The organism is Bacillus cereus G9842 (genome assembly GCF_000021305.1).
In the GTDB taxonomy this organism is placed as follows: Bacteria; Bacillota; Bacilli; order Bacillales; family Bacillaceae_G; genus Bacillus_A; species Bacillus_A thuringiensis_S.
Map to the genome: position 1 here is coordinate 5,248,751 of NC_011772.1, position 19,867 is coordinate 5,268,617.

Here is a 19,867-nt window from a genome sequence, read left to right on the forward strand (position 1 = left end):
TCACCGGGTCTAAACAGTCGGCTTCACTTTTACTTCACCCAACCGAGCAGCATTTCCCGCACGAATTTGCTTGCTGCGACTGGTGTTTGATCACTATGGTCGTAGACCGGAGCTACTTCTACTAAGTCTGCTCCAACTACATTTATATTTGAATTTGCAATTGCTACGATGGAATCTAATAATTCTTTAGATGTAATACCGCCAGCTTCTAACGTTCCTGTTCCTGGAGCGTGAGCTGGGTCTAATACATCAATGTCGATTGTGACATAGACTGGGCGTCCAGCAAGTTTCGGTAATACTTCTTTTAACGGTTCTAATACGTCAAATTTATATAAGTTCATACCTACTTCTTTCGCCCATTCAAATTCTTCCTTCATTCCAGAACGAATTCCGAAAGAATATACGTTTTCCGGACCAATTAAATCACACACTTTACGAATTGGTGTAGAGTGGGATAAAGGCTCCCCTTCATACGATTCACGTAAATCAGTATGAGCATCCATGTGGATGATTGCTAAATCCGGATATTTTTTTGCCATTGCCTTAAAAATTGGCCAAGACACTAGGTGCTCACCACCGAGACCTAGTGGAAACTTATCGGCATCTAAAAGTTTTGATACATACTCTTCAATCATGTCTAAACTGCGTTGTGCGTTTCCGAATGGTAATGGGATATCACCCGCATCAAAATATTTTACCTCTTCTAATTCACGATCTAAATATGGGCTATATTCTTCAAGACCGATTGATACTTCACGAATACGTGCAGGACCAAAGCGAGAACCTGGACGGTAACTTACTGTCCAATCCATAGGCATCCCGTAAATAACTACCTTTGACTCTTCAAAACTTGGATGACTTTTAATAAATACTTTACCTGAATAAGCTTCATCAAAACGCATATTCTTTTCCTCCTTATGTGGAACTTAAGGTATCCCAACCTTTCATTATTTCTCAAATTTGGAGCGAACTGCTCCTCTTTCTCGATTTACCGGTGTCTTCTTTTTTAACAATAAGAAGACGATTTTCTTTACAGGAGTGTAAGTAGCTAGCATGTTCAAGTCTTCTGGACAAACACCTTAAATGAGCTACCTACACTTTATTTGTTCAAACTCGATTTCTTACTTAATTAAATCGCCAACAAATTTCGGTAATGCGAATGCTGCATTGTGTAATTCTTTTGTGTAGTATTTCGTTTCGATTTCGTGGAAACGCTCTTCACTTACTTCTAATGGATCATGTTTTTTAGATCCAATTGTGAACGTCCAAAGACCACTTGGGTAAGTTGGGATGTTCGCTGTGTATAAACGAGTAATTGGGAAAATCTCTTTTACGTCTTTAAACACAGTTGTAATTAGTTCTGGTGTGAACCAAGGGTTGTCCGTTTGTGCAACGAAAATACCATCTTCTTTTAACGCTTTAGAGATTCCAGCGTAGAAACCTTTCGTAAATAAGTTTACTGCTGGGCCTACTGGCTCAGTAGAATCTACCATAATTACGTCGTATTCATTTTCGCTTTCTGCGATGTGTAGGAAACCGTCTCCTACTTTTACTTCTACACGCTCATTATCTAATGCGCCTGCAATTGATGGTAAGTATTGTTTAGAGTACTCAATTACTTTTCCATCGATTTCAACAAGAGTTGCTTTCTTTACACTTGGGTGTTTTAACACTTCGCGAATAACACCGCCATCGCCGCCGCCAACAACTAATACGTTTTCAGGGTTTGGATGTGTAAATAAAGGTACGTGCGCTACCATTTCGTGATAAACGAACTCGTCCTTTTCTGTTGTCATAACCATGCCGTCTAAAATAAGCATGTTTCCGAACTCTTCCGTTTCAACCATATCAAGTTTCTGGAATTCTGTTTGCTCCGTATGTAATGTGCGGTTAATACGCGCCGTAATCCCAAAATGTTTTGTTTGTTTTTCAGTGAACCATAGTTCCATCGTACAATCACGCCTTTCAATGCAAATTTATAATAGGGACATCATTAATGTCCCCTAACAAAAATAAAACAAAACATCCAAAATGTATAGTTAAAAGTACAAAAATACCGAAAATATATTTTAGTCAGAGGGTTCTAACATATGTGTATAAAGAAAACCCTTTCTTAAGAAAGGGTTTTCTTCTCTAGTTCTACTGGTTTACGAATTGGAATTAAGATCATAATACAACCAACTAACACAACAATTCCCCCAACTAAAAATGGGCTTTGTGGTGAAACTGTGTGCCCGATAACTCCTGATAAAATTGGAGCAATCGCACCACCTAACCAACGAACAAAGTTATAAACACCTGACGTAACAGATCTTTCATAAGGTGAAATATCCATTACATAACTTGTATATAATGCATTGTTTAAGCCAGATGCCAATCCTGATAAAACGATAAGAGTAATTTGTAACCACATAATTTTCACAAAGAATAGTGCAATTAAGAAAATCGCAAATACGAGTAAACTCCCCTTCAATAATGTTTTTGGTTCATATTTCCCTTCTAGCTTATGTGCTAAAATTGCAGAACCGTAAGCTAACGCCAGTCCCCATCCGCAAAATACAAAGCCTAATTGAATAGCTGATAAATGCATAATAAGTGGTGAATATGCTAACACAACAAAAAATCCGTAGTAGTATAGCATCCCTGAAATAGCACCTTGCATAAATGGTTTATACTTCACCAAGTTAAGTAATTCCCCTACGCCAGCAGCCTTACGCTTCACCTTTCGCTCTGGTTCTTTTACAAAAAAGAATACTAAAATAAATGCTAAGAAAATTAAAATACTCGTCGCGAAAAACGGATAACGCCAAGAATGTCCACCTAGTATTCCACCCAATAACGGCCCCCCAGCCATACCTAAGCCGATAGCTGCTTCGTATAATCCTACTGCTTCATGAACTTCTTTACTTAATGCTATTAACAGTGTCATTGCTGTCGCAAAAAACATCGCATTTCCTAATCCCCATCCAGCACGGAAAAGAGATAATTGAGCAATCGTTTGCGATATACCGCATATAAACGCAAATACAGTCACAATCGCAAGACCGATTGTCATCATTCGTTTATCACCAAATCTCGATGCAAATATACCAGCTGGTAACATCATGATTGCCATCGTTAAAATATAAGCGGTAAATAACATTTCAACTTGCCAATGCGTTGCACCAATTTTCTCAGCAATAATCGGCAAGATTGGGTCAACTACCCCTATACCCGAAAAGGCAAGAAAGGTAGCTACCACTGTAATCAATCTCCCTAGTTTTTGTTTGCTCTCCATTTTGATTACTCTCCTTTTGTGCTCTCTAAAAATGTTACTGCACGATGTAAACTATCTTCGAGTTCTGCCTTTACACGTTGCATTTGCTCCATTTTTTCGTCTAACGTTTGCACTTGTTTTTCAAGCATATCTTTAATTTCTTGAATCACTTCACGATCACGAGGGTTCTCGCTATTTCTTCTTTGCTCCATTCTTTCTTTTAGTGATAAGAAATGTTGCATTTCTTGAAGTGTGATTCCTAGCACTTCTTTCGCTTCTACAATTCTTTTAATTCTGGCAATATCCTCATCCGTATACAGACGAATATTCCCCTCACTACGTTCTGGGGGATGAATTAAACCAATTTCCTCATAATAACGAAGTGTACGTTTTGTTAAACCGACTTGCTTTGTTACTTCATCAATTTTATACATGTTTATTCCTCCCTTCACTCAATTATTACATTTTACGTTAACGTTAACTTTTCTGCAACTGTTAGACTTTTGTAAATGTTTGTCATATTCAATTGTATTTTCCCTAAAGCAGTTTCATAATGAAAGAAAAGAGATAATAAGGAGATTTTCATATGAGTAAACCACTTATTTTTGCTCACCGCGGAGTAAAAGGAACACATCCCGAAAATACGATGATTGCCTTCCAAGAAGCTGAACGCATTGGCGCTCACGGAATTGAACTCGATGTCCACCTATCAAAAGATGGTGAACTTGTCGTAATTCACGATGAAACCGTCGATCGTACAACAAATGGCGTTGGACTTGTTTCTGAAAAAACGGTAGAGGAATTACAATCATTGGACGCTGGTAGCCATAAAGCCCCTTCTTTCCAAGAAGCAAAAATTCCAACGTTGCGCGAGGTTTTCATTTGGCTTTCCACAACGAACTTACAACTAAATATCGAATTAAAAACAGATGTTATTCATTACCCAAATATTGAGGAAAAAGTTGTTGCACTTGTGCGTGAATATCATCTTTCAAATCAAATTGTATTTTCATCATTTAACCATGACTCTGTTTCATTATTAGCAGAAATTGCTCCTGAAATTCCAAGAGCAATTTTATATGATACACCGATTGCTGATCCAATTGCCGAAGCAAAACATAGAGAAGCAAGTGGATTACATCCAAACTTCCAGCTATTAACGAAAGAATTTGTGCAGTTAGCACAAGAGCAAGGATATGTTTTCCGTCCATATACAATTAACGAATACAAAGATTTACAAACTATGATTGATTATGGTGTAGATGTCATCATTACCGATTGGCCAGCACGTGCCTTTGAGCTCCTTTCTTAATGGAAGGGGCTTTTTTATTTTCGAAATTTCATTGTTTAAAATAAACGAAAACCCTCAATACTAATACAATAACGCTTGTATTAATGAGGGGCTGAAAAAAGATGGATCAAACTATGAATCCAAAACTTAAAAAATATAAACGTCTTTTCTTCACCGCAATGTTTTCTTGCGTCCTTTTCTTCGTTTTTTCTTTTTTTGTTATTATTATAGTTGCAAAAATTATGGGACCTCCTCCTGTTGCGGTCCCGCAAACAAGCGTCTTTTACGCAAACGATGATACCGTTATTGGACAAAGTAACGAAATTCAAAAACGTTACAATGTCTCTCTTAATGAAATTTCACCTTATGTAAAAGAAGCGACCCTTTCTATTGAAGATCAAAGATTTTATAAACATCACGGCTTCGATTTAAAACGGATTGCAGGTGCAATTGTTGCTGATTTAAAAGCAATGGCAAAGGTACAAGGAGCTAGTACAATTACACAACAATACGCGCGTAATCTGTATTTAGATCATGATAAAACGTGGAAACGGAAATTATTAGAGGCAATGTACACTGTCCGCCTTGAAGTAAACTATAATAAAAATCATATTTTAGAAGGATATTTAAATACAATTTATTACGGACATGGCGCTTATGGCATCGAAGCTGCGTCCCGTCTATATTTCGATAAAACAGCAAAAGAGTTAACATTAGCAGAAGCTAGTATGCTCGCAGGTATCCCAAAAGGACCAAGTGTCTATTCTCCCTTTTTGAAAGAGGATCGTGCTAAAGGACGACAAGCCCTCATATTAGATGAAATGGTAGAACAAGGATATATTACGAAGCAACAAGCAGCCTTAGCGAAGAAAGAGCCACTAACTTTTGCCTCATTAGATACGAAAAAAGTAGCAGAGGTCGCACCATATTTCCAAGATGCTGTACAAGCTTCACTTCTTCGTGATGTTGGATTAGACGAACAAGCTTTACAACGAGGTGGCTTGCGAATTTATACAACGCTAGACCCTAAACTACAAGCTGTAGCAGAACAAGCTGTAAAAGATCATATACCTGACACAACAAACATACAAACTGCTCTCGTCTCTATGAATCCAACGACAGGTGAAGTGGCTGCTCTTGTTGGCGGAACTGATTATACTACGAGTCAATTTAACAGGGCTACACAAGCCATCCGTCAGCCTGGTTCTACATTTAAGCCATTTCTATATTATGCGGCATTAGAACGAGGATTCACACCTGCTACGCGCTTAAAAAGCGAATATACTGTATTCACCTTAGGTGACGGTGTTTCAAAGTATAAACCGAAGAACTATAAAGATTATTATGCCGATGATTTCGTAACGATGGCACAAGCTCTCGCAGTCTCTGATAACATATATGCTGTGAAAACGAATTTATTTTTAGGAGATGACGCGCTTGCAAAAACAGCGAAACAATTTGGAATTACAAGTGCATTAAAAGATGTGCCTTCTCTAGCTCTCGGTACATCACCAGTAAAACCAATTGAAATGGTCAACGCTTATAGCATGTTCGCAAACGGTGGAAAAGAAGTAAAACCTACTTTCATTCGCCGCATTATGGATCATGAAGGAAATATATTATACGATGCTCATTTAGAGAGTAAACAAGTTCTCGACAAGAGCAAAGCGTTTGTAATGGAAGAAATGATGACTGGTATGTTTAATAAGAAACTAAGCAGTTATGCTGCTGTAACTGGCCAATCGATGTTATCAAAATTATCAAGAACATATGCCGGAAAATCTGGTTCTACTGAAACGGATAGTTGGATGATCGGATTTACTCCGCAAATCGTAACTGGTGTATGGGTCGGATACGATCAACCTAAATCTATTTCAAACGTAGCAGAACAAGGATATGCGAAGAAAATATGGACTGATACGATGGAGAAAGGCTTAGATGGACAGCCAAAAAAAGAATTTAAACAACCAGGTGACGTCGTAGCGGTTAATATCAACCCAGAGAACGGTAAAATTGCTACAAAAAATTGTCCTATTTCTGTGAAAATGTACTTCGCTAAAGGTACCGAACCGACTGAATATTGTATGGATCACGTCGATGATAAAGAAGAATTTGAAAAAACGACTGAAGAAAAGAAAAAAACAAGTTGGTGGAAAAAATATCTTCCTTGGTAAAAAAAATAGCTGACGGGCATCCGTCAGCTATTTTTTATTCACTTAATAATGCACGGCGCAATTCTTCACCAGATTCGTTCCAAATTGCTTCATTATGTTCTTTCAAGAACGTACCAAGTACTTTTTTAGATGATTCATCCATATGGTCAACCATAATGTGACGCTTCATTGATTTATCCATTTTGTTTACGTGTTCTGGAAGTGATTTATATCCGCGGCGAATCTCACGGTCAACTGTCATTTCACAAGCTGTTACACCTGCGTAATACGCACCTGTCGCAGTTCTTTCAATCGTTACCCAAACAAGCCAAAATGGTTTTCCGTTTGGAACTTCATCTTTATTTGTTAAAAACTTAATACCTTTTTCTACTGTACTACGCGCATGCATCGCACCGATATCAACGAATGCAGTCTTCTCTAGTACATCAACAAATACAGGTGAAATGTTTTCTAAGCTTAATGCCCCAACACCAAATCCACCATGTCCATCTGTTGAATCATTTTTCACGATATTAAAACCGATTTTTTTCTTTTTCTCTGTCATATGTAAAATCCTCCTCACTTAAAAATTATAAAAGGCCAAAAATAGGCGCAATGATGCTATCTAAAAATACAAATACATGCGGAATAACTACCTGAAAAATAGGTTGAATTGTGTAATTACTAAGCGGTGTAATAACGAGAATTAATAACGCAATTGCCCCGTATTTTTCATACTGTGTCATTTTCGCGCGAATATTTGCTGGTGCTAAATCTTCCACTACGCGATACCCATCAAGTGGTGGGATCGGTAATAAGTTAAATACAAGTAAAACGATATTCAGCATAATAAAAATCTGGAAAAATTGAGCTAACGTATCTGCTACTGCAGATGGAATTGAGTATAATACACCAAATTTTAATAAGCTATACCAAATAATTAAACCAATTGCACTTAAAATTAAGTTACTAATCGGCCCTGCAATTGAAACTAATATGCCTGCAAGACGCGGTCTTTTAAAGTTATATGGGTTAACAGGAACCGGTCTTGCCCAACCGAATCCAAGAATTAATACTGCAATCAAACCGATAGGGTCTAAATGAGCCATCGGTGATAACGTTAAACGCCCTTGTCTCTTTGCTGTATCGTCCCCAAATTTATATGCAACATATGCATGTGCAAATTCATGAACGGATAATGCAATAATAATCGCCATTGCTACCAACGGAATTTCGTGCAATGGATATCTAAATAACTGATCCATACTTCATCTCCTCTTCCATATGTCAAAAAAAGAAATTATTTGTTTTTTCGATTGTTCTTCCCCATAATCCGCTATAATAAGAGTGTAACTTACATAAAAGGAGCGATTGTACATGCCATACGTAACAGTGAAAATGCTAGAAGGACGCACAGAAGAACAAAAGAAAGCTCTTGCTGAGAAAGTAACAGCAGCAGTAAGCGAAACAACTGGTGCTCCTGAAGAAAACATCGTTGTTTTCATCGAAGAAATGTCTAAAAACCATTATGCAGTTGGCGGAAAACGATTAAGCGACAAATAATTTCAAGTTTTTTCATAAGAAGTAGCCATTAGCTGCTTCTTATTTCTTTCCTTCTAACAACTCAATAATTCTCTCTTTATATTTTCCTTTTCTTCCATCTTCATAGATTAAATCATGTGGATAGAATAACTTTTGATCCGTTCTTTTCTTACCTGTAATCGCCTCAACAATATCCGATTCACGTGAAAGCTCTCTAAGCTCTCCGTTTGGCATAAGAAGCAGGATTGGCAGACGCTCTTCTTCTTCTCCTGCACGATAAAAGTCATACGGTAAGTCCGATGTTGAATCAACTACTAAATAATACTCCGGATCAAGTCCAATCTTTTTAAATAAACTACTTAACTCCATCCAATTATCTAAACCGTGTTTATCTGTAAACTCTACATATTTAAATAGATTTCGATTCATAAAACGGCGACATAAATCGCTTAAAATTGGATCTTCTTCTTCCTGCCATACTTGGAAGTAGTAATACATAACGTTCTCGTCTAACTTTAAATAATCCTCTACTGTTACTTCTTCTTCAAATAAAGAATAGAAATGAACAGGATGATTTTTAAATGTGTAATACTTCTCGTGCAGTGATTTCGCACGGTGTAAAATCTTCGTTAAAATAACTTCTGCACTTCGCGTTACCGGATGGAAATATACTTGCCAATACATTTGATAACGACTCATAATGTAATGCTCAACAGCATGCATACCACTATTTTTAATGACTACTTGATTCCCATACGGACGCATTACACGCAGTATACGTTCCATATCGAAGTTTCCGTACTTTACGCCTGTAAAATAAGCATCTCTTAATAAATAATCCATACGATCCGCATCAATTTGACTCGAAATCATACTAATCGCTAATTTATTAGTAGACGTTTTTGCAATTACATCTGCTACCTTTTGTGGAAACTCCTTATCAACACGACTTAATACATCATTAATCTCCGTATTGCCAACGATAATCTTTTGCGTAAATTTCTCATGATCTAATGAAAATACTTTTTCAAACGAGTGAGAAAATGGGCCGTGGCCGACATCATGAAGTAATGCCGCACATAAACATAACAATCTATCTTCAGCATTCCAATTTGGTCTGCCATCAAACACATCATCAATCATACGACGAATAATTTCGTATACACCTAACGAATGAGTAAAGCGACTATGCTCTGCACCGTGAAATGTAAAAAATGTCGTTCCAAGCTGCTTAATACGGCGCAAGCGTTGAAATTCTTTCGTTCCGATTAAATCCCAAATAACACGATCACGCACGTGCACATATTTATGTACTGGGTCTTTAAACACTTTTGTTTCGCTGAGTTTGTCGTTTAAATATACCACTTTCCGACATCCCCCTTTCTTTACTACATTCTTACTTTATATTATAAACGAAATGAGAAACAGAAAGAAATGAAAGACTGTATTAATTCCCTTTATAAAAAGAAAAAATCACCTTTACCGAAGTAAAAGTGATTTCCTTTATACATTATTTACCTAAAACGAATTCAGCAACTTCGTCTAAGATCATATCTTTCCCTAATGGGAAGTAACCTTTGTTTAAGTCTTCATTTTTAATTGTAAATACGTGGTTGTTTTTAACAGCGTTCATGTTTTTCCAAATTGATTCTTCTTGGAATTCTTTTAAGCGCTGAGAACCGTCACCAGTTGTAAATACGAATAAGTAATCTGGGTTGTAATCGATTAAAGCTTCTTTTTGTACTTGTACTAACGGTTTATCAGTTGGTGTACCTTTAACTGCTGGTAGTTTTAAATCATTAAAGATTACGCTACCGTAACCGTAGTCACCGTATACGCGGAAAGCATTTGGATATGCAGCCATTTTCATAAATGTTGCTTCACCAGTTTTAGCGACGATTTTGTCATGTAATTTGCTTGCTTTTTCATCATACTTTTTGAACCATTCTTTTGTTTCTTTTTCTTTACCGAAGATTTGACCTACTTCTTGGAATTTTGGACGCCATTGATCTAATGGAGTGTTTAACATAACTGTTGGTGCAATTTTAGATAATTGATCATAAATCTTTTCTTGACGATTATTTACAAGAATTAAATCTGGTTTTGCAGCAGCTACTGCTTCGATGTTAATTTTATCGCCCCAAGCAGAACCAACTGGTTTAACGTCTTTTAGTTTCTTTTCAATATGTGCATCAATTTTTTCTTGAGATGTATTAGCAGTAATAACCGGTTTCATACCGAAAATTAATAATTCTTCTGTTGAACCACTAAGGTCAGCAATTTTCTTTGGATTTGCAGGAATTTTAATTTCCCCTTTTGCATGTTTTACAGTGCGCTCTTCAGTCTTTGCATCTGCTTTCTTTTCTTCTTCTTTGTTAGAACAAGCTGCAAATAGTACAGAAGTCACAACTAGTACCATTGCTAATAGTGCCATTTTAAAATTCTTCATGTTCCCACTCCTTCTAGCTGTATTTATCTTATAAGTTACAATGAACTATAAGAAACAAGTATAACAATTAATTTATATATATTTATTAATTGTTGTTAATAACCCATTCTAACGGGCGTTCAACTTCCCATTCTTATATAAGAAGCTCAACGTCCATTAGAAGTCCCCCCTCTTCACGAGGGGGTTCTACTTATGCTTTTTTACGCAATTGATTACTAATCATCGCTAAATCATATGTTAAACAAATTGGCTTACAGTTTACTGGACAAGGAACGATTTGAGCTTCAATCTCAAATACACTGCGAAGTGTTTCACTTGTCATAACTTCATCTGGCGTTCCTTGTTTCATTAACTTACCTGCTTTTAATGCAATCATATGATCTGAGAAACGAGAAGCGTGGTTTAAGTCATGGATAACCATAACAATCGTTCTACCTTCTTCTTCATTTAATTTTTTCAATAAGTTTAATACTTCTAATTGATGAGCCATATCTAAGTACGTTGTTGGTTCATCCAATACAAGTAATTCTGTTCCTTGTGCAAGGGCCATCGCAATCCATACACGTTGACGTTGCCCGCCTGATAACGCCTCTGCTGAACGATTTGCGAATTCTGTCATTCCCGTCACTTCAAGTGCCCAATGAATGTAACGATAATCCTCTTCTTTCAACGTTCCAAATCCTTTTTGATGAGGAAAACGTCCATATGAAACAAGTTCAAACACAGTAAGGCCAGTTGGCACTTCTGCAGTCTGTGGTAAAATCGCCATTTTCTTTGCGATTTCTTTTGTTGGTTGTTTCTCGATTGCTTTTCCGTCAAGATAAACAGTACCTTTTTTCGCCTTCAAAATACGAGAAGCCGTTTTTAATAATGTGGACTTCCCACAACCATTTGGTCCAATAATTGTTGTAATTTTCCCTTCCGGAATTTCAACTGTTAATCCATCAATAATTAACCCTTCATTATAGCCAACAGATACCGCATCAACTGCTAAAGTTGCCATACAAAAAGCCTCCCTTTATTTTGTCCTCATAAGTAAGTATATGAAATATGGTGCACCAATTACAGAAATAACAAGACCGACCGGTATTTCTGAAGTTGTTAACACGCTTCTTGAAATTACGTCTGCGAATAAGAGTAAAAACGTCCCTATTAGTGCAGCAGTAGGCAGCATAATTTGATGTTTACCACCAACAAGGCGCCTCGCTAAATGCGGAGCCATTAAACCGATAAAACCAATTCCTCCGGCAACAGCGACAGATGCACCAGCTAAGCAAACTGCAATAAATAATAATTTACGTCTTTCCTTTTCTACATTTAAACCAAGACCAACTGCTGTAGAATCGCCTAGGTTCATTACATTTAATATGTGCGCCTTACTAATAGCAAGTGGCAAGAAAATAACCATCCATGGAAGTACACTTAGCACGAACTTCCAATCTGTTCCCCATAAACTTCCTGCTAACCAAATCGTAGCAAAACGAAAATCGTTAGATGTCATCTTCATAGAAAAAATTAAACTAACAGCACCAAACCCGGCTGCAACAGCGATACCAACTAGTATTAATCTCGTTGATGAAACGCCGTCTTTCCATGCTAGTAAATAAATAATAACCGCCGCTAATATTGCACCAACCAACGCGAAGAATGGAAGGATAAATACAGATAAAAATGTACCAGTCCCAACTTTTCCAAAGAAAAAGTAGACGAATATAACAACTGTTAATCCCGCTCCAGCGTTAATACCGATAATACCTGGATCAGCAAGTGGATTTCGTGATAATCCTTGCAAAATCGCACCTGACATCGCTAAAGCAGATCCGACTAGTATAGCAATCACCATACGCGGCATGCGGAATTCAAATAAAATAACAGACTGATCTTCAGCCCCTATTCCAACCAATGACTTTAATACGTCCATTGGCGGTATTTTAAAAGTTCCTGTATTTAAACTAATAAGAAATATAGAAACGATTAGTCCTACTAAAATCGTTAATATAGAAATGTTCTTTTTTGTTAAGACACTCGTCCTCACATCTTTCCTCTCCCTTCATTACGTGCTAAGTAGAGGAAGAATGGAACCCCAATTAGCGCTGTAATTGCTCCAATTGGCGTTTCAAATGGCGGGTTAATAACGCGAGATAACATATCTGCACATTCAATTAACAGCCCGCCTAAGACCGCAGAACATGGAATAACCCATCTATAGTCCGAGCCTACAAGGAAACGAGTCATATGCGGGATTACAAGACCAACAAATCCAACTGATCCTGCCATGGAAACTGCGGAACCCGTTAAAACAAGAACAAGTACTGTTCCGATAAATTTAATTAATGTCGTATTTTGACCAAGTCCAATCGCAATTTCTTCACCGAAGCTCAAAATTGTAATATATCTCGACATCATAATTGCGATAAAAAGACAAACAAGGCCAATTGGCACTAACATATTAATACTTTGCCATTTCACTCCAGCAACTCCGCCTGCATTCCACATGCTCACCTCTTGAGCAAGATTAAAATACAATGCAATTCCAGATGAAATTGCCCCTAATAAAGCACTAATAGCTGCACCTGCTAAAGCTAATTTCACAGGTGTTAATCCACCTGGTGAAGAAGACCCAATTCCATATACAATGCTTGCACCAAACGCAGCTCCAATAAAAGATGCAATAACAAACATCAAATAAGGTGAATTAGGAAAAAATGCATACATAATTGCAATTCCAAATACTGCACCATCTGTAATCCCCATTAACGATGGTGAAGCAAGTGGATTTCGCGTCATGCCTTGCATAATTGCTCCTGATACCGCTAAAAAGGCACCTGCAACTACGCCCCCTATTGCTCTAGGCATGCGAAGCTCTTGAATTACGTTATGATGTGTAATAGATCCATCAAACTGAAATACAGCTTGCCATACAGTCTTTAAACTAATATCTGCAGCCCCAAAAGAAATAGAAACTGCCATGCTTAAAGCTAACAAAACTGTACCCGCTACTAAAATAATAGAAGCAATGAGCGGTCTGCTCTTAATCTCTTTAACATTCTCTTCTTGCTGTTCTATACTGCTTGCGCTCGCTTCCATCCCTCAACCATCCTAACCAACAACATATATTTATTAAAATGAAATTTATTCTCAAATAGTAATAAAAAAATTAGGTGAATTGTTATTTTCCTGATAATGATTCTCAGAATCAGACACTTCTATTCTACCTATCGCTTTAAAAGACTGTCAACCATTATTTTGAAATACAAATTTATATAAATTAGAACTTTAATACAAAAGTTATATCCATCCTTTAGAAAACGTTCGTCCACACAAGAGCACTTTCGCAGAATAAATCGTTCCTCTTATGGGCATAAAAAAGAAGAGTAATCTTTTCACTCTTCTTTTTCTTACTTATTTAACTTTGCTTCAATTTTTACGATTAACTCATCTTCTGTTGGAGCCGCAACTGGACGGTTATTTACAAATGCGAATGATTTTTTACGACCAGGACCACAGTAAGACTGACATCCAACTTCAATCGTTGCACATGAATCTACTTTTTTTAACTTCGGAACTAACGTTTTAACGTTCGTTGCCTGACAGTCATCGCACACGCGAAATTCGTTTCCCATTATATAACACTTCCTCTATTTTAAACTTTTCTCAAGTACATTTAAAAATAAACACTAAATGGTATTTTACCGTTCTTTGAAGCTCGTTGCAAGTTTCCCTACAGGGCCTATTCTCTACATAATGCTACATATTTATATGCTCTCCTACAGAAGCGCTCACCATTCATGGGAAAATTTTTACCTTTCATCGAAATCTACCATATTTTTAAAAGCTTTGTATAAAAGTTTATTTTTTTGCCCATTATAAAAATAGGAAGTTCATAAAAAGAAAGGGAGTTGAATCTATGAAAGTAAGACAAGATGCTTGGACAGATGAGGATGATTTATTACTTGCTGAAACGGTACTTCGTCATGTTCGAGAAGGAAGTACGCAATTAAATGCATTTGAGGAAGTAGGGGATCAGTTAAATCGTACATCCGCTGCTTGTGGTTTCCGCTGGAATGCTGTCGTTCGCTATAGCTATGAACAAGCTCTTCAACTAGCAAAAAAACATCGTAAAGATAAAATGCGCGCTGCAAGCGGTGAGCAAGCGAAAAAACGTTTACTTTATACACCACCAGCTTCAGATTCGATAACTGATTATGAAGAATTCGTACAAGAGGAATCAATTGTACAATATAAAGAAGCTATTCCATATCAAGAATCTACCGTTCCTGTTGCAAAAAGCTCTATGACAATGCAAGATGTTATTTATTTCTTACAAACAGTTGGATCCTCAAATATAAAAGTAACAGCTCTTGAAAACGAGAATACGAGATTGAAACAAGAAATTAAAGCACAAATCCTTCGAAATGAAGAACTAGAAAAGAAACTAGAAAAATTAGAAAAGCAATCTCATACTGTACAAGAAGATTACGAAACACTTATGAACATTATGAACCGAGCTCGTAAGTTGGCAGTCATGGATGACGAAGAACGTTCTCAAACATCTTTCCGAATGGATCGAAACGGTAATTTAGAAAAAATTGCAGAATAAAAAGGATGCATATAATGCATCCTTTTTATTCTTTCACATCTAAACTTCCCCTTTATATATGAGAAAACTCTATTCTTCATTTTTTTGCTATAATAGAGATTGTCATTTTAAAGATAAGGGGTTAGTTATATGAGCAATTCCCGTTCCATTTTATCTCAGCCAGAGTGGCGTATTGTAGATCAATCTAGTTTGGGACCAACATTCCATGCATTGCAGTCATTCGCAATGGATGACACACTGTGCACAAGCATTGGAAATGGTCAATCAGCTGCAACAATGCGTTCTTGGGTTCATCACAATACAATTGTTCTTGGCATTCAAGATTCACGCCTACCACACTTAGAAGAAGGCATTTCCTTGTTAAAAAAGAACAACTTCAATGTTATTGTTCGTAATTCTGGCGGGCTTGCAGTCGTGCTTGATGAAGGTGTTTTAAACGTATCACTTTTATTCCAAGAAACAGAAAAAGGTATCGATATTGATCTTGGATACGATACGATGTGGCATTTAATTAAGGAGATGTTAAAGGATTACGACGTTACTATCGAGGCAAAAGAAATTGTAGGTTCTTACTGTCCTGGTAGCTATGACTTAAGTATTCGCGATCAAAAATTCGCTGGCATTTCACAGCGCCGTATTCGCGGGGGTGTCGCTGTCCAAATTTATCTTTGTGCTACAGGAAGTGGCTCTGAGCGTGCCGCACTCGTTCGTGATTTCTATAACCTAGCCATTCAAGGAGAAGAAACACGCTTTACGTATCCTGAAATTGTACCGAGTACGATGGCTTCACTTTCAGAATTACTTGGCGAAACCATTACAGTACAAGATTTAATGATGCGCCTTTTAAAAACATTGCAGCAATTCGCTCCGAAGTTAACACCATCTCAATTAACAATAGATGAAATACCTTTATATGAGACGAATTTACAACGGATTATTGATCGTAACAATAAAGCACTTGGCTTAGAAAAATAAAGACCGTCGCTATTATAGCGACGGTCTTTATTTCAATTCATTATAGAATTAAAGTGCTTGAGCTGCTGTAATTAAAGCTAACTTGTACACTTCTTCTTCGTTACATCCACGAGATAGGTCATTTACAGGCATGTTTAAACCTTGTAAGATTGGTCCTACTGCTTCGAAGTTACCTAAACGTTGAGCGATTTTGTAACCGATATTACCAGCTTCTAAGCTTGGGAATACGAATACGTTAGCATCACCTTTAATTGTAGAACCTGGAGCTTTTTTCTCAGCTACAGATGGTACGAATGCAGCATCGAATTGGAATTCTCCATCTAAAGTTAATTCAGGAGCCATTTCTTTTGCAATGCGAGTTGCTTCTACAACTTTTTCTGTTTCTGGAGATTTCGCAGAACCTTTTGTAGAGAAGCTTAACATAGCAACGCGTGGGTCAATACCGAATAATTCAGCAGTTTTTGCACTCTCGATACCAATTTCAGCTAAATCTTGGCTGTTTGGTGCAATGTTAATTGCGCAATCAGCGAATACATATTTCTCTTCTTCACGTACCATGATGAATACGCCAGAAGTTTTTGTAACGCCTGGTTTTGTTTTAATGATTTGAAGTGCTGGACGAACTGTATCAGCTGTAGAGTGAGCTGCACCACTTACTAAACCGTGTGCTTTGCCCATGTATACAAGCATTGTACCGAAGTAGTTTTCGTCTTTAAGGATTTTGCGAGCGTCTTCTTCAGTTGCTTTACCTTTACGGCGTTCAACGAAAGATGCTACCATTGCATCCATTTCTTCATATGTAGCTGGGTCATAAATATCAACGCCTGCTAATGTTAAATTCATGCTAGCAGCTTTTGCGCTAATTTCTTCCTTATTACCAACTAAGATTGGTTTTACTAACTCTTCTTTTGCTAAACGCTCTGCAGCGCCTAAAATTCTTTCATCAGTTCCTTCAGGAAGTACGATAGAAATGCCTTTTCCTTGAACTTTTTCTTTTACTGTTGTAAATAAGTTGCTCACGAATAAACCCTCCTACATATGTTAAAAAAACTCTATCTTTAAGAATACTGCTTTTCTTCTATATTTTAAACTTATAGCTCCCAAAAAATAGATAAAATGAAAATGATTATATTTTCATAAAATTCAGCCTAAAAATAAATCCCCTTTAATCCTTATCTCCTCCTATTTTCAAGTAAATTTAAATGTGACAATTTTATGCGCCAAGGTTTTATATAGATGATTTTAAAACTATATATGCTATAGTTAACGTGTAAAACTATCATTAACTGAGGTGAATAGAATGAGTGAAGCAACAACAACGTTAGATGGCTGGTATTGTTTACATGATTTACGTTCTATTGATTGGGCTGCATGGAAAACATTATCTAGCGACGAACGCGGACAAGCAGTGTCTGAATTTTTAAATGTCGTTGAAAAATGGAACGAAGTAGCTACTGCGAAAAAAGGTAGTCATGCAATGTATACAGTTGTTGGTCAAAAAGCTGATATTATGCTTATGATTTTACGTCCAACAATGGAAGAGTTAAATGAAATTGAGACAGAATTGAATAAAACAACTTTAGCTGAATATATGGTTCCTGCATATTCTTACGTATCTGTTGTTGAACTAAGCAACTATCTTCCAGCTGATGAGGATCCATACCAAAACCCGCAAATTTTAGCTCGCTTATATCCTGAATTGCCGAAAGCAAATCATATTTGCTTCTATCCAATGGATAAGCGTCGCCAAGGTGATGACAACTGGTACATGCTTCCTATGGAAGAGCGTAAAAAAATGATGTACAGTCATAGTAAAATTGGTCGTCAATACGCAGGTAAAGTACGCCAAGTTATTTCAGGGTCAGTTGGATTCGACGATTTTGAGTGGGGTGTAACATTATTCGCTGACGATGTTCTTCAATTTAAAAAACTTATATATGAAATGCGCTTCGATGAAGTAAGTGCTCGTTATGGTGAATTCGGAACATTTTTCGTTGGAAACATTTTACCAGACGAAAAGGTAGAGAAATTTTTACACATATAAATCGTGAAAAAGGAACGAAATTCGTTCCTTTTTTTATTACCCTCCATATTTCTCCTCAAAAAACTGCTTTTCTCCGCAAATTTGAACAAAAATCGACAAATCTCTTTCAAATACCTTACAAAATTGTAACCTTTCTATATCCAAATTTATGCTAAAATGATACGAGCTATATGCTAAATAACGATGCGAAGGTGATAATCTATATGAAAAAAATCTTGTCTATTTTACTATTGCTTGTATTGTCAATTTCTTCCTTAGGAGTAACAACATCCCATGCGGAAGAAAAAATACATATTGAGGCTGCTGCTGCACTTTTATTTGATGCAGATACAGGAAAAATACTTCACGAGCAAAATCCAGATGAATTGCTAGCTATTGCTAGTATGTCAAAATTAATTGTTGTTTACGCTGTTTTAGAAGCAATTAAAGAAGGAAAAATCACTTGGGATACGAAAGTAAATATTTCTGATTACGCTTATGAAGTCTCTCGTAATAATGAATTCTCTAATGTACCGTTCGAAAAAGGACGTCAATATACTGTAAGAGAATTATATCATTCTATTGTTATATTCTCTGCAAATGGATCTAGTATTGCTTTAGCAGAACTTCTTGCAGGAAGTGAGAAAAACTTCTTAAATCTTGCAAATGAACATGCAAAAAAGCTAGGGTTAAAGAAATATAAATTTGTAAACTCTACCGGGTTAAATAATGCTGATTTAAAAGGAAAACATCCTGAAGGAACAGATCCGACCGGAGAAAACTCCATGTCAGCTCGCGATATGGGTATTCTTGCAAAAACGATTATTACAAAGTATCCAGAAATGCTAGAGGATACAAAACAAAGATTTAGAAACTTCCCAGACAATCATCCAAAACCAATTCGTATGGAAAACTGGAACTGGATGTTACCAGGCGCTGCCTTCTCTTATGATGGAACGGACGGTTTAAAAACTGGTAGTTCTGATACCGCTGGATATGGGTTCACTATTACAGCGAAACGTGGTGATGTTCGTCTTATCTCGGTTATTATTAAAACAAAATCAATGGATGAACGCTTCACAGAATCTCGTGAATTAATCGAACATGGATTTAATAACTTTGAAAAACAAAAATTAAAAGTTAATAAAAACAATACAATCTCTGTAGTAAAAGGGAAAGAAGACCAAGTAACTGTTGCACCCGAAAAAGAAATAACAGTAATTGCGAAAAAAGGTAGCAAAGAGCCTTATAAAATTGGGACTGAATTAGATAAATCCCTTGCTGAAGATGGACATTTAGTTGCTCCTGTTAAGAAAGATACCAAAGTAGGCTCAATTACTTTAGAATCAACTGATAAATATGGTTTCTTAGACGGTAGTAAAAGTATGAAAGCTACTGCAAAAACGACAGAAGAAGTTGAAAAAGCAAATTGGTTTGTATTATCAATGCGCTCTATTGGAGATTTCTTCTCAAACTTATGGTCTAAAGTATTTTAATAATGATGAAAAGCTAGCTCACGCTAGCTTTTTTTATTTTCTTCTCTCCATGTAAAACTTCGTTTGGTTGTCATATCTGAGT

20 protein-coding genes are annotated in these 19,867 nt (G+C 36.7%); 7 read left to right on the forward strand and 13 right to left on the reverse strand.

Annotated elements, in window-relative coordinates:
• Nucleotides 1–29: 29 nt before the first annotated feature.
• From speB to BCG9842_RS26590, 4 genes are all read right to left on the reverse strand, one after another.
• On the reverse strand, nucleotides 30–902 hold the full coding sequence (gene speB, locus BCG9842_RS26575) for an agmatinase (protein ID WP_001209831.1): 873 nt from the start codon (nucleotides 900–902) through the stop codon (nucleotides 30–32).
• 219 nt (nucleotides 903–1,121) lie between these two features.
• Nucleotides 1,122–1,949 carry a polyamine aminopropyltransferase gene (gene speE, locus BCG9842_RS26580; RefSeq protein ID WP_000424696.1) on the reverse strand — a complete coding sequence of 276 codons (828 nt, stop codon included), beginning with the start codon at nucleotides 1,947–1,949 and terminating at the stop codon, nucleotides 1,122–1,124.
• Nucleotides 1,950–2,113: 164 nt separating this feature from the next.
• Nucleotides 2,114–3,277 carry an MFS transporter gene (locus BCG9842_RS26585; RefSeq protein WP_000444235.1) on the reverse strand — a complete coding sequence of 388 codons (1,164 nt, stop codon included), beginning with the start codon at nucleotides 3,275–3,277 and terminating at the stop codon, nucleotides 2,114–2,116.
• Nucleotides 3,278–3,282: 5 nt separating this feature from the next.
• On the reverse strand, nucleotides 3,283–3,690 hold the full coding sequence (locus BCG9842_RS26590; protein ID WP_000276560.1) for a MerR family transcriptional regulator: 408 nt from the start codon (nucleotides 3,688–3,690) through the stop codon (nucleotides 3,283–3,285).
• Nucleotides 3,691–3,842: 152 nt separating this feature from the next.
• On the opposite strand from BCG9842_RS26590, the gene BCG9842_RS26595 reads away from it, so the two are divergent.
• Nucleotides 3,843–4,568, forward strand: a complete 726-nt coding sequence (locus BCG9842_RS26595) for a glycerophosphodiester phosphodiesterase (RefSeq protein WP_000042780.1) — start codon at nucleotides 3,843–3,845, stop codon at nucleotides 4,566–4,568.
• A 101-nt stretch (nucleotides 4,569–4,669) separates the two neighbouring features.
• Nucleotides 4,670–6,721 carry a transglycosylase domain-containing protein gene (locus BCG9842_RS26600; RefSeq protein ID WP_000372951.1) on the forward strand — a complete coding sequence of 684 codons (2,052 nt, stop codon included), beginning with the start codon at nucleotides 4,670–4,672 and terminating at the stop codon, nucleotides 6,719–6,721.
• Nucleotides 6,722–6,755: 34 nt separating this feature from the next.
• On the opposite strand, the gene BCG9842_RS26605 is transcribed toward BCG9842_RS26600, so the two are convergent.
• Nucleotides 6,756–7,265, reverse strand: a complete 510-nt coding sequence (locus BCG9842_RS26605; RefSeq protein WP_000136681.1) for a YwhD family protein — start codon at nucleotides 7,263–7,265, stop codon at nucleotides 6,756–6,758.
• 25 nt (nucleotides 7,266–7,290) lie between these two features.
• The gene (locus BCG9842_RS26610; protein ID WP_000372445.1) at nucleotides 7,291–7,965 is read right to left on the reverse strand and encodes a site-2 protease family protein; all 675 of its coding nucleotides are present in this window, start codon (nucleotides 7,963–7,965) and stop codon (nucleotides 7,291–7,293) included.
• Nucleotides 7,966–8,077: 112 nt separating this feature from the next.
• Here BCG9842_RS26610 and BCG9842_RS26615 point away from each other — a divergent pair, with 112 nt between their 5' ends.
• Nucleotides 8,078–8,263 carry a 2-hydroxymuconate tautomerase gene (locus tag BCG9842_RS26615; protein WP_001147171.1) on the forward strand — a complete coding sequence of 62 codons (186 nt, stop codon included), beginning with the start codon at nucleotides 8,078–8,080 and terminating at the stop codon, nucleotides 8,261–8,263.
• A 39-nt stretch (nucleotides 8,264–8,302) separates the two neighbouring features.
• On the opposite strand, the gene BCG9842_RS26620 is transcribed toward BCG9842_RS26615, so the two are convergent.
• From BCG9842_RS26620 to BCG9842_RS26645, 6 genes are all read right to left on the reverse strand, one after another.
• Nucleotides 8,303–9,607 (reverse strand): HD domain-containing protein, encoded by a 1,305-nt coding sequence (locus BCG9842_RS26620; RefSeq protein ID WP_000262742.1) that lies wholly within the window; start codon nucleotides 9,605–9,607, stop codon nucleotides 8,303–8,305.
• A gap of 145 nt (nucleotides 9,608–9,752) precedes the next feature.
• Nucleotides 9,753–10,691, reverse strand: a complete 939-nt coding sequence (locus BCG9842_RS26625) for an ABC transporter substrate-binding protein (protein ID WP_000787726.1) — start codon at nucleotides 10,689–10,691, stop codon at nucleotides 9,753–9,755.
• A gap of 190 nt (nucleotides 10,692–10,881) precedes the next feature.
• Complete coding sequence (locus BCG9842_RS26630) at nucleotides 10,882–11,694, reverse strand: ABC transporter ATP-binding protein (RefSeq protein WP_000212066.1); 813 nt, start codon at nucleotides 11,692–11,694, stop codon at nucleotides 10,882–10,884.
• A gap of 15 nt (nucleotides 11,695–11,709) precedes the next feature.
• Nucleotides 11,710–12,726, reverse strand: a complete 1,017-nt coding sequence (locus BCG9842_RS26635) for a FecCD family ABC transporter permease (protein WP_001260753.1) — start codon at nucleotides 12,724–12,726, stop codon at nucleotides 11,710–11,712.
• Entirely contained in the window at nucleotides 12,723–13,778 is a 1,056-nt protein-coding gene (locus BCG9842_RS26640) for a FecCD family ABC transporter permease (protein ID WP_000388296.1), read from the reverse strand. Before BCG9842_RS26640 ends, BCG9842_RS26635 begins: the two co-directional genes overlap by 4 nt.
• A 311-nt stretch (nucleotides 13,779–14,089) precedes the next feature.
• A complete protein-coding gene (locus BCG9842_RS26645; protein ID WP_000526079.1) occupies nucleotides 14,090–14,314 on the reverse strand; it encodes a DUF1450 domain-containing protein in 225 nt (74 codons plus the stop codon).
• A gap of 284 nt (nucleotides 14,315–14,598) precedes the next feature.
• Between BCG9842_RS26645 and BCG9842_RS26650 the strand changes: the two genes are divergently transcribed.
• Together BCG9842_RS26650 and BCG9842_RS26655 are read left to right on the forward strand one after the other, a co-directional pair.
• Nucleotides 14,599–15,291, forward strand: coding sequence for an RsfA family transcriptional regulator (locus tag BCG9842_RS26650; protein WP_000868355.1), 693 nt, complete (start codon nucleotides 14,599–14,601; stop codon nucleotides 15,289–15,291).
• Between the two features lie 129 nt (nucleotides 15,292–15,420).
• Nucleotides 15,421–16,266 carry a lipoate--protein ligase family protein gene (locus BCG9842_RS26655; RefSeq protein ID WP_000071959.1) on the forward strand — a complete coding sequence of 282 codons (846 nt, stop codon included), beginning with the start codon at nucleotides 15,421–15,423 and terminating at the stop codon, nucleotides 16,264–16,266.
• A gap of 48 nt (nucleotides 16,267–16,314) precedes the next feature.
• Here the strand turns inward: BCG9842_RS26655 and pta are convergent, their stop codons facing one another.
• Nucleotides 16,315–17,286, reverse strand: a complete 972-nt coding sequence (pta, locus tag BCG9842_RS26660) for a phosphate acetyltransferase (RefSeq protein ID WP_000067215.1) — start codon at nucleotides 17,284–17,286, stop codon at nucleotides 16,315–16,317.
• 280 nt (nucleotides 17,287–17,566) lie between these two features.
• Between pta and hemQ the strand changes: the two genes are divergently transcribed.
• Both hemQ and BCG9842_RS26670 read left to right on the forward strand, forming a co-directional pair.
• Nucleotides 17,567–18,310 carry a hydrogen peroxide-dependent heme synthase gene (hemQ, locus tag BCG9842_RS26665; RefSeq protein WP_001287595.1) on the forward strand — a complete coding sequence of 248 codons (744 nt, stop codon included), beginning with the start codon at nucleotides 17,567–17,569 and terminating at the stop codon, nucleotides 18,308–18,310.
• A gap of 203 nt (nucleotides 18,311–18,513) precedes the next feature.
• Nucleotides 18,514–19,785 carry a serine hydrolase gene (locus BCG9842_RS26670; RefSeq protein ID WP_000722876.1) on the forward strand — a complete coding sequence of 424 codons (1,272 nt, stop codon included), beginning with the start codon at nucleotides 18,514–18,516 and terminating at the stop codon, nucleotides 19,783–19,785.
• Nucleotides 19,786–19,867 lie beyond the last annotated feature (82 nt).

What these genes read in the sequence shown, in the direction of transcription:
- speB (WP_001209831.1), bottom strand. Translation starts at nt 902, where the DNA reads ATGCGTTTTGATGAAGCTTATTCAGGTAAAGTATTTATTAAAAGTCAT.
- speE (WP_000424696.1), bottom strand. Translation starts at nt 1,949, where the DNA reads ATGGAACTATGGTTCACTGAAAAACAAACAAAACATTTTGGGATTACG.
- BCG9842_RS26585 (WP_000444235.1), bottom strand. Translation starts at nt 3,277, where the DNA reads ATGGAGAGCAAACAAAAACTAGGGAGATTGATTACAGTGGTAGCTACC.
- BCG9842_RS26590 (WP_000276560.1), bottom strand. Translation starts at nt 3,690, where the DNA reads ATGTATAAAATTGATGAAGTAACAAAGCAAGTCGGTTTAACAAAACGT.
- BCG9842_RS26595 (WP_000042780.1), top strand. Translation starts at nt 3,843, where the DNA reads ATGAGTAAACCACTTATTTTTGCTCACCGCGGAGTAAAAGGAACACAT.
- BCG9842_RS26600 (WP_000372951.1), top strand. Translation starts at nt 4,670, where the DNA reads ATGGATCAAACTATGAATCCAAAACTTAAAAAATATAAACGTCTTTTC.
- BCG9842_RS26605 (WP_000136681.1), bottom strand. Translation starts at nt 7,265, where the DNA reads ATGACAGAGAAAAAGAAAAAAATCGGTTTTAATATCGTGAAAAATGAT.
- BCG9842_RS26610 (WP_000372445.1), bottom strand. Translation starts at nt 7,965, where the DNA reads ATGGATCAGTTATTTAGATATCCATTGCACGAAATTCCGTTGGTAGCA.
- BCG9842_RS26615 (WP_001147171.1), top strand. Translation starts at nt 8,078, where the DNA reads ATGCCATACGTAACAGTGAAAATGCTAGAAGGACGCACAGAAGAACAA.
- BCG9842_RS26625 (WP_000787726.1), bottom strand. Translation starts at nt 10,691, where the DNA reads ATGAAGAATTTTAAAATGGCACTATTAGCAATGGTACTAGTTGTGACT.
- BCG9842_RS26630 (WP_000212066.1), bottom strand. Translation starts at nt 11,694, where the DNA reads ATGGCAACTTTAGCAGTTGATGCGGTATCTGTTGGCTATAATGAAGGG.
- BCG9842_RS26640 (WP_000388296.1), bottom strand. Translation starts at nt 13,778, where the DNA reads ATGGAAGCGAGCGCAAGCAGTATAGAACAGCAAGAAGAGAATGTTAAA.
- BCG9842_RS26645 (WP_000526079.1), bottom strand. Translation starts at nt 14,314, where the DNA reads ATGGGAAACGAATTTCGCGTGTGCGATGACTGTCAGGCAACGAACGTT.
- BCG9842_RS26650 (WP_000868355.1), top strand. Translation starts at nt 14,599, where the DNA reads ATGAAAGTAAGACAAGATGCTTGGACAGATGAGGATGATTTATTACTT.
- BCG9842_RS26655 (WP_000071959.1), top strand. Translation starts at nt 15,421, where the DNA reads ATGAGCAATTCCCGTTCCATTTTATCTCAGCCAGAGTGGCGTATTGTA.
- hemQ (WP_001287595.1), top strand. Translation starts at nt 17,567, where the DNA reads ATGAGTGAAGCAACAACAACGTTAGATGGCTGGTATTGTTTACATGAT.
- BCG9842_RS26670 (WP_000722876.1), top strand. Translation starts at nt 18,514, where the DNA reads ATGAAAAAAATCTTGTCTATTTTACTATTGCTTGTATTGTCAATTTCT.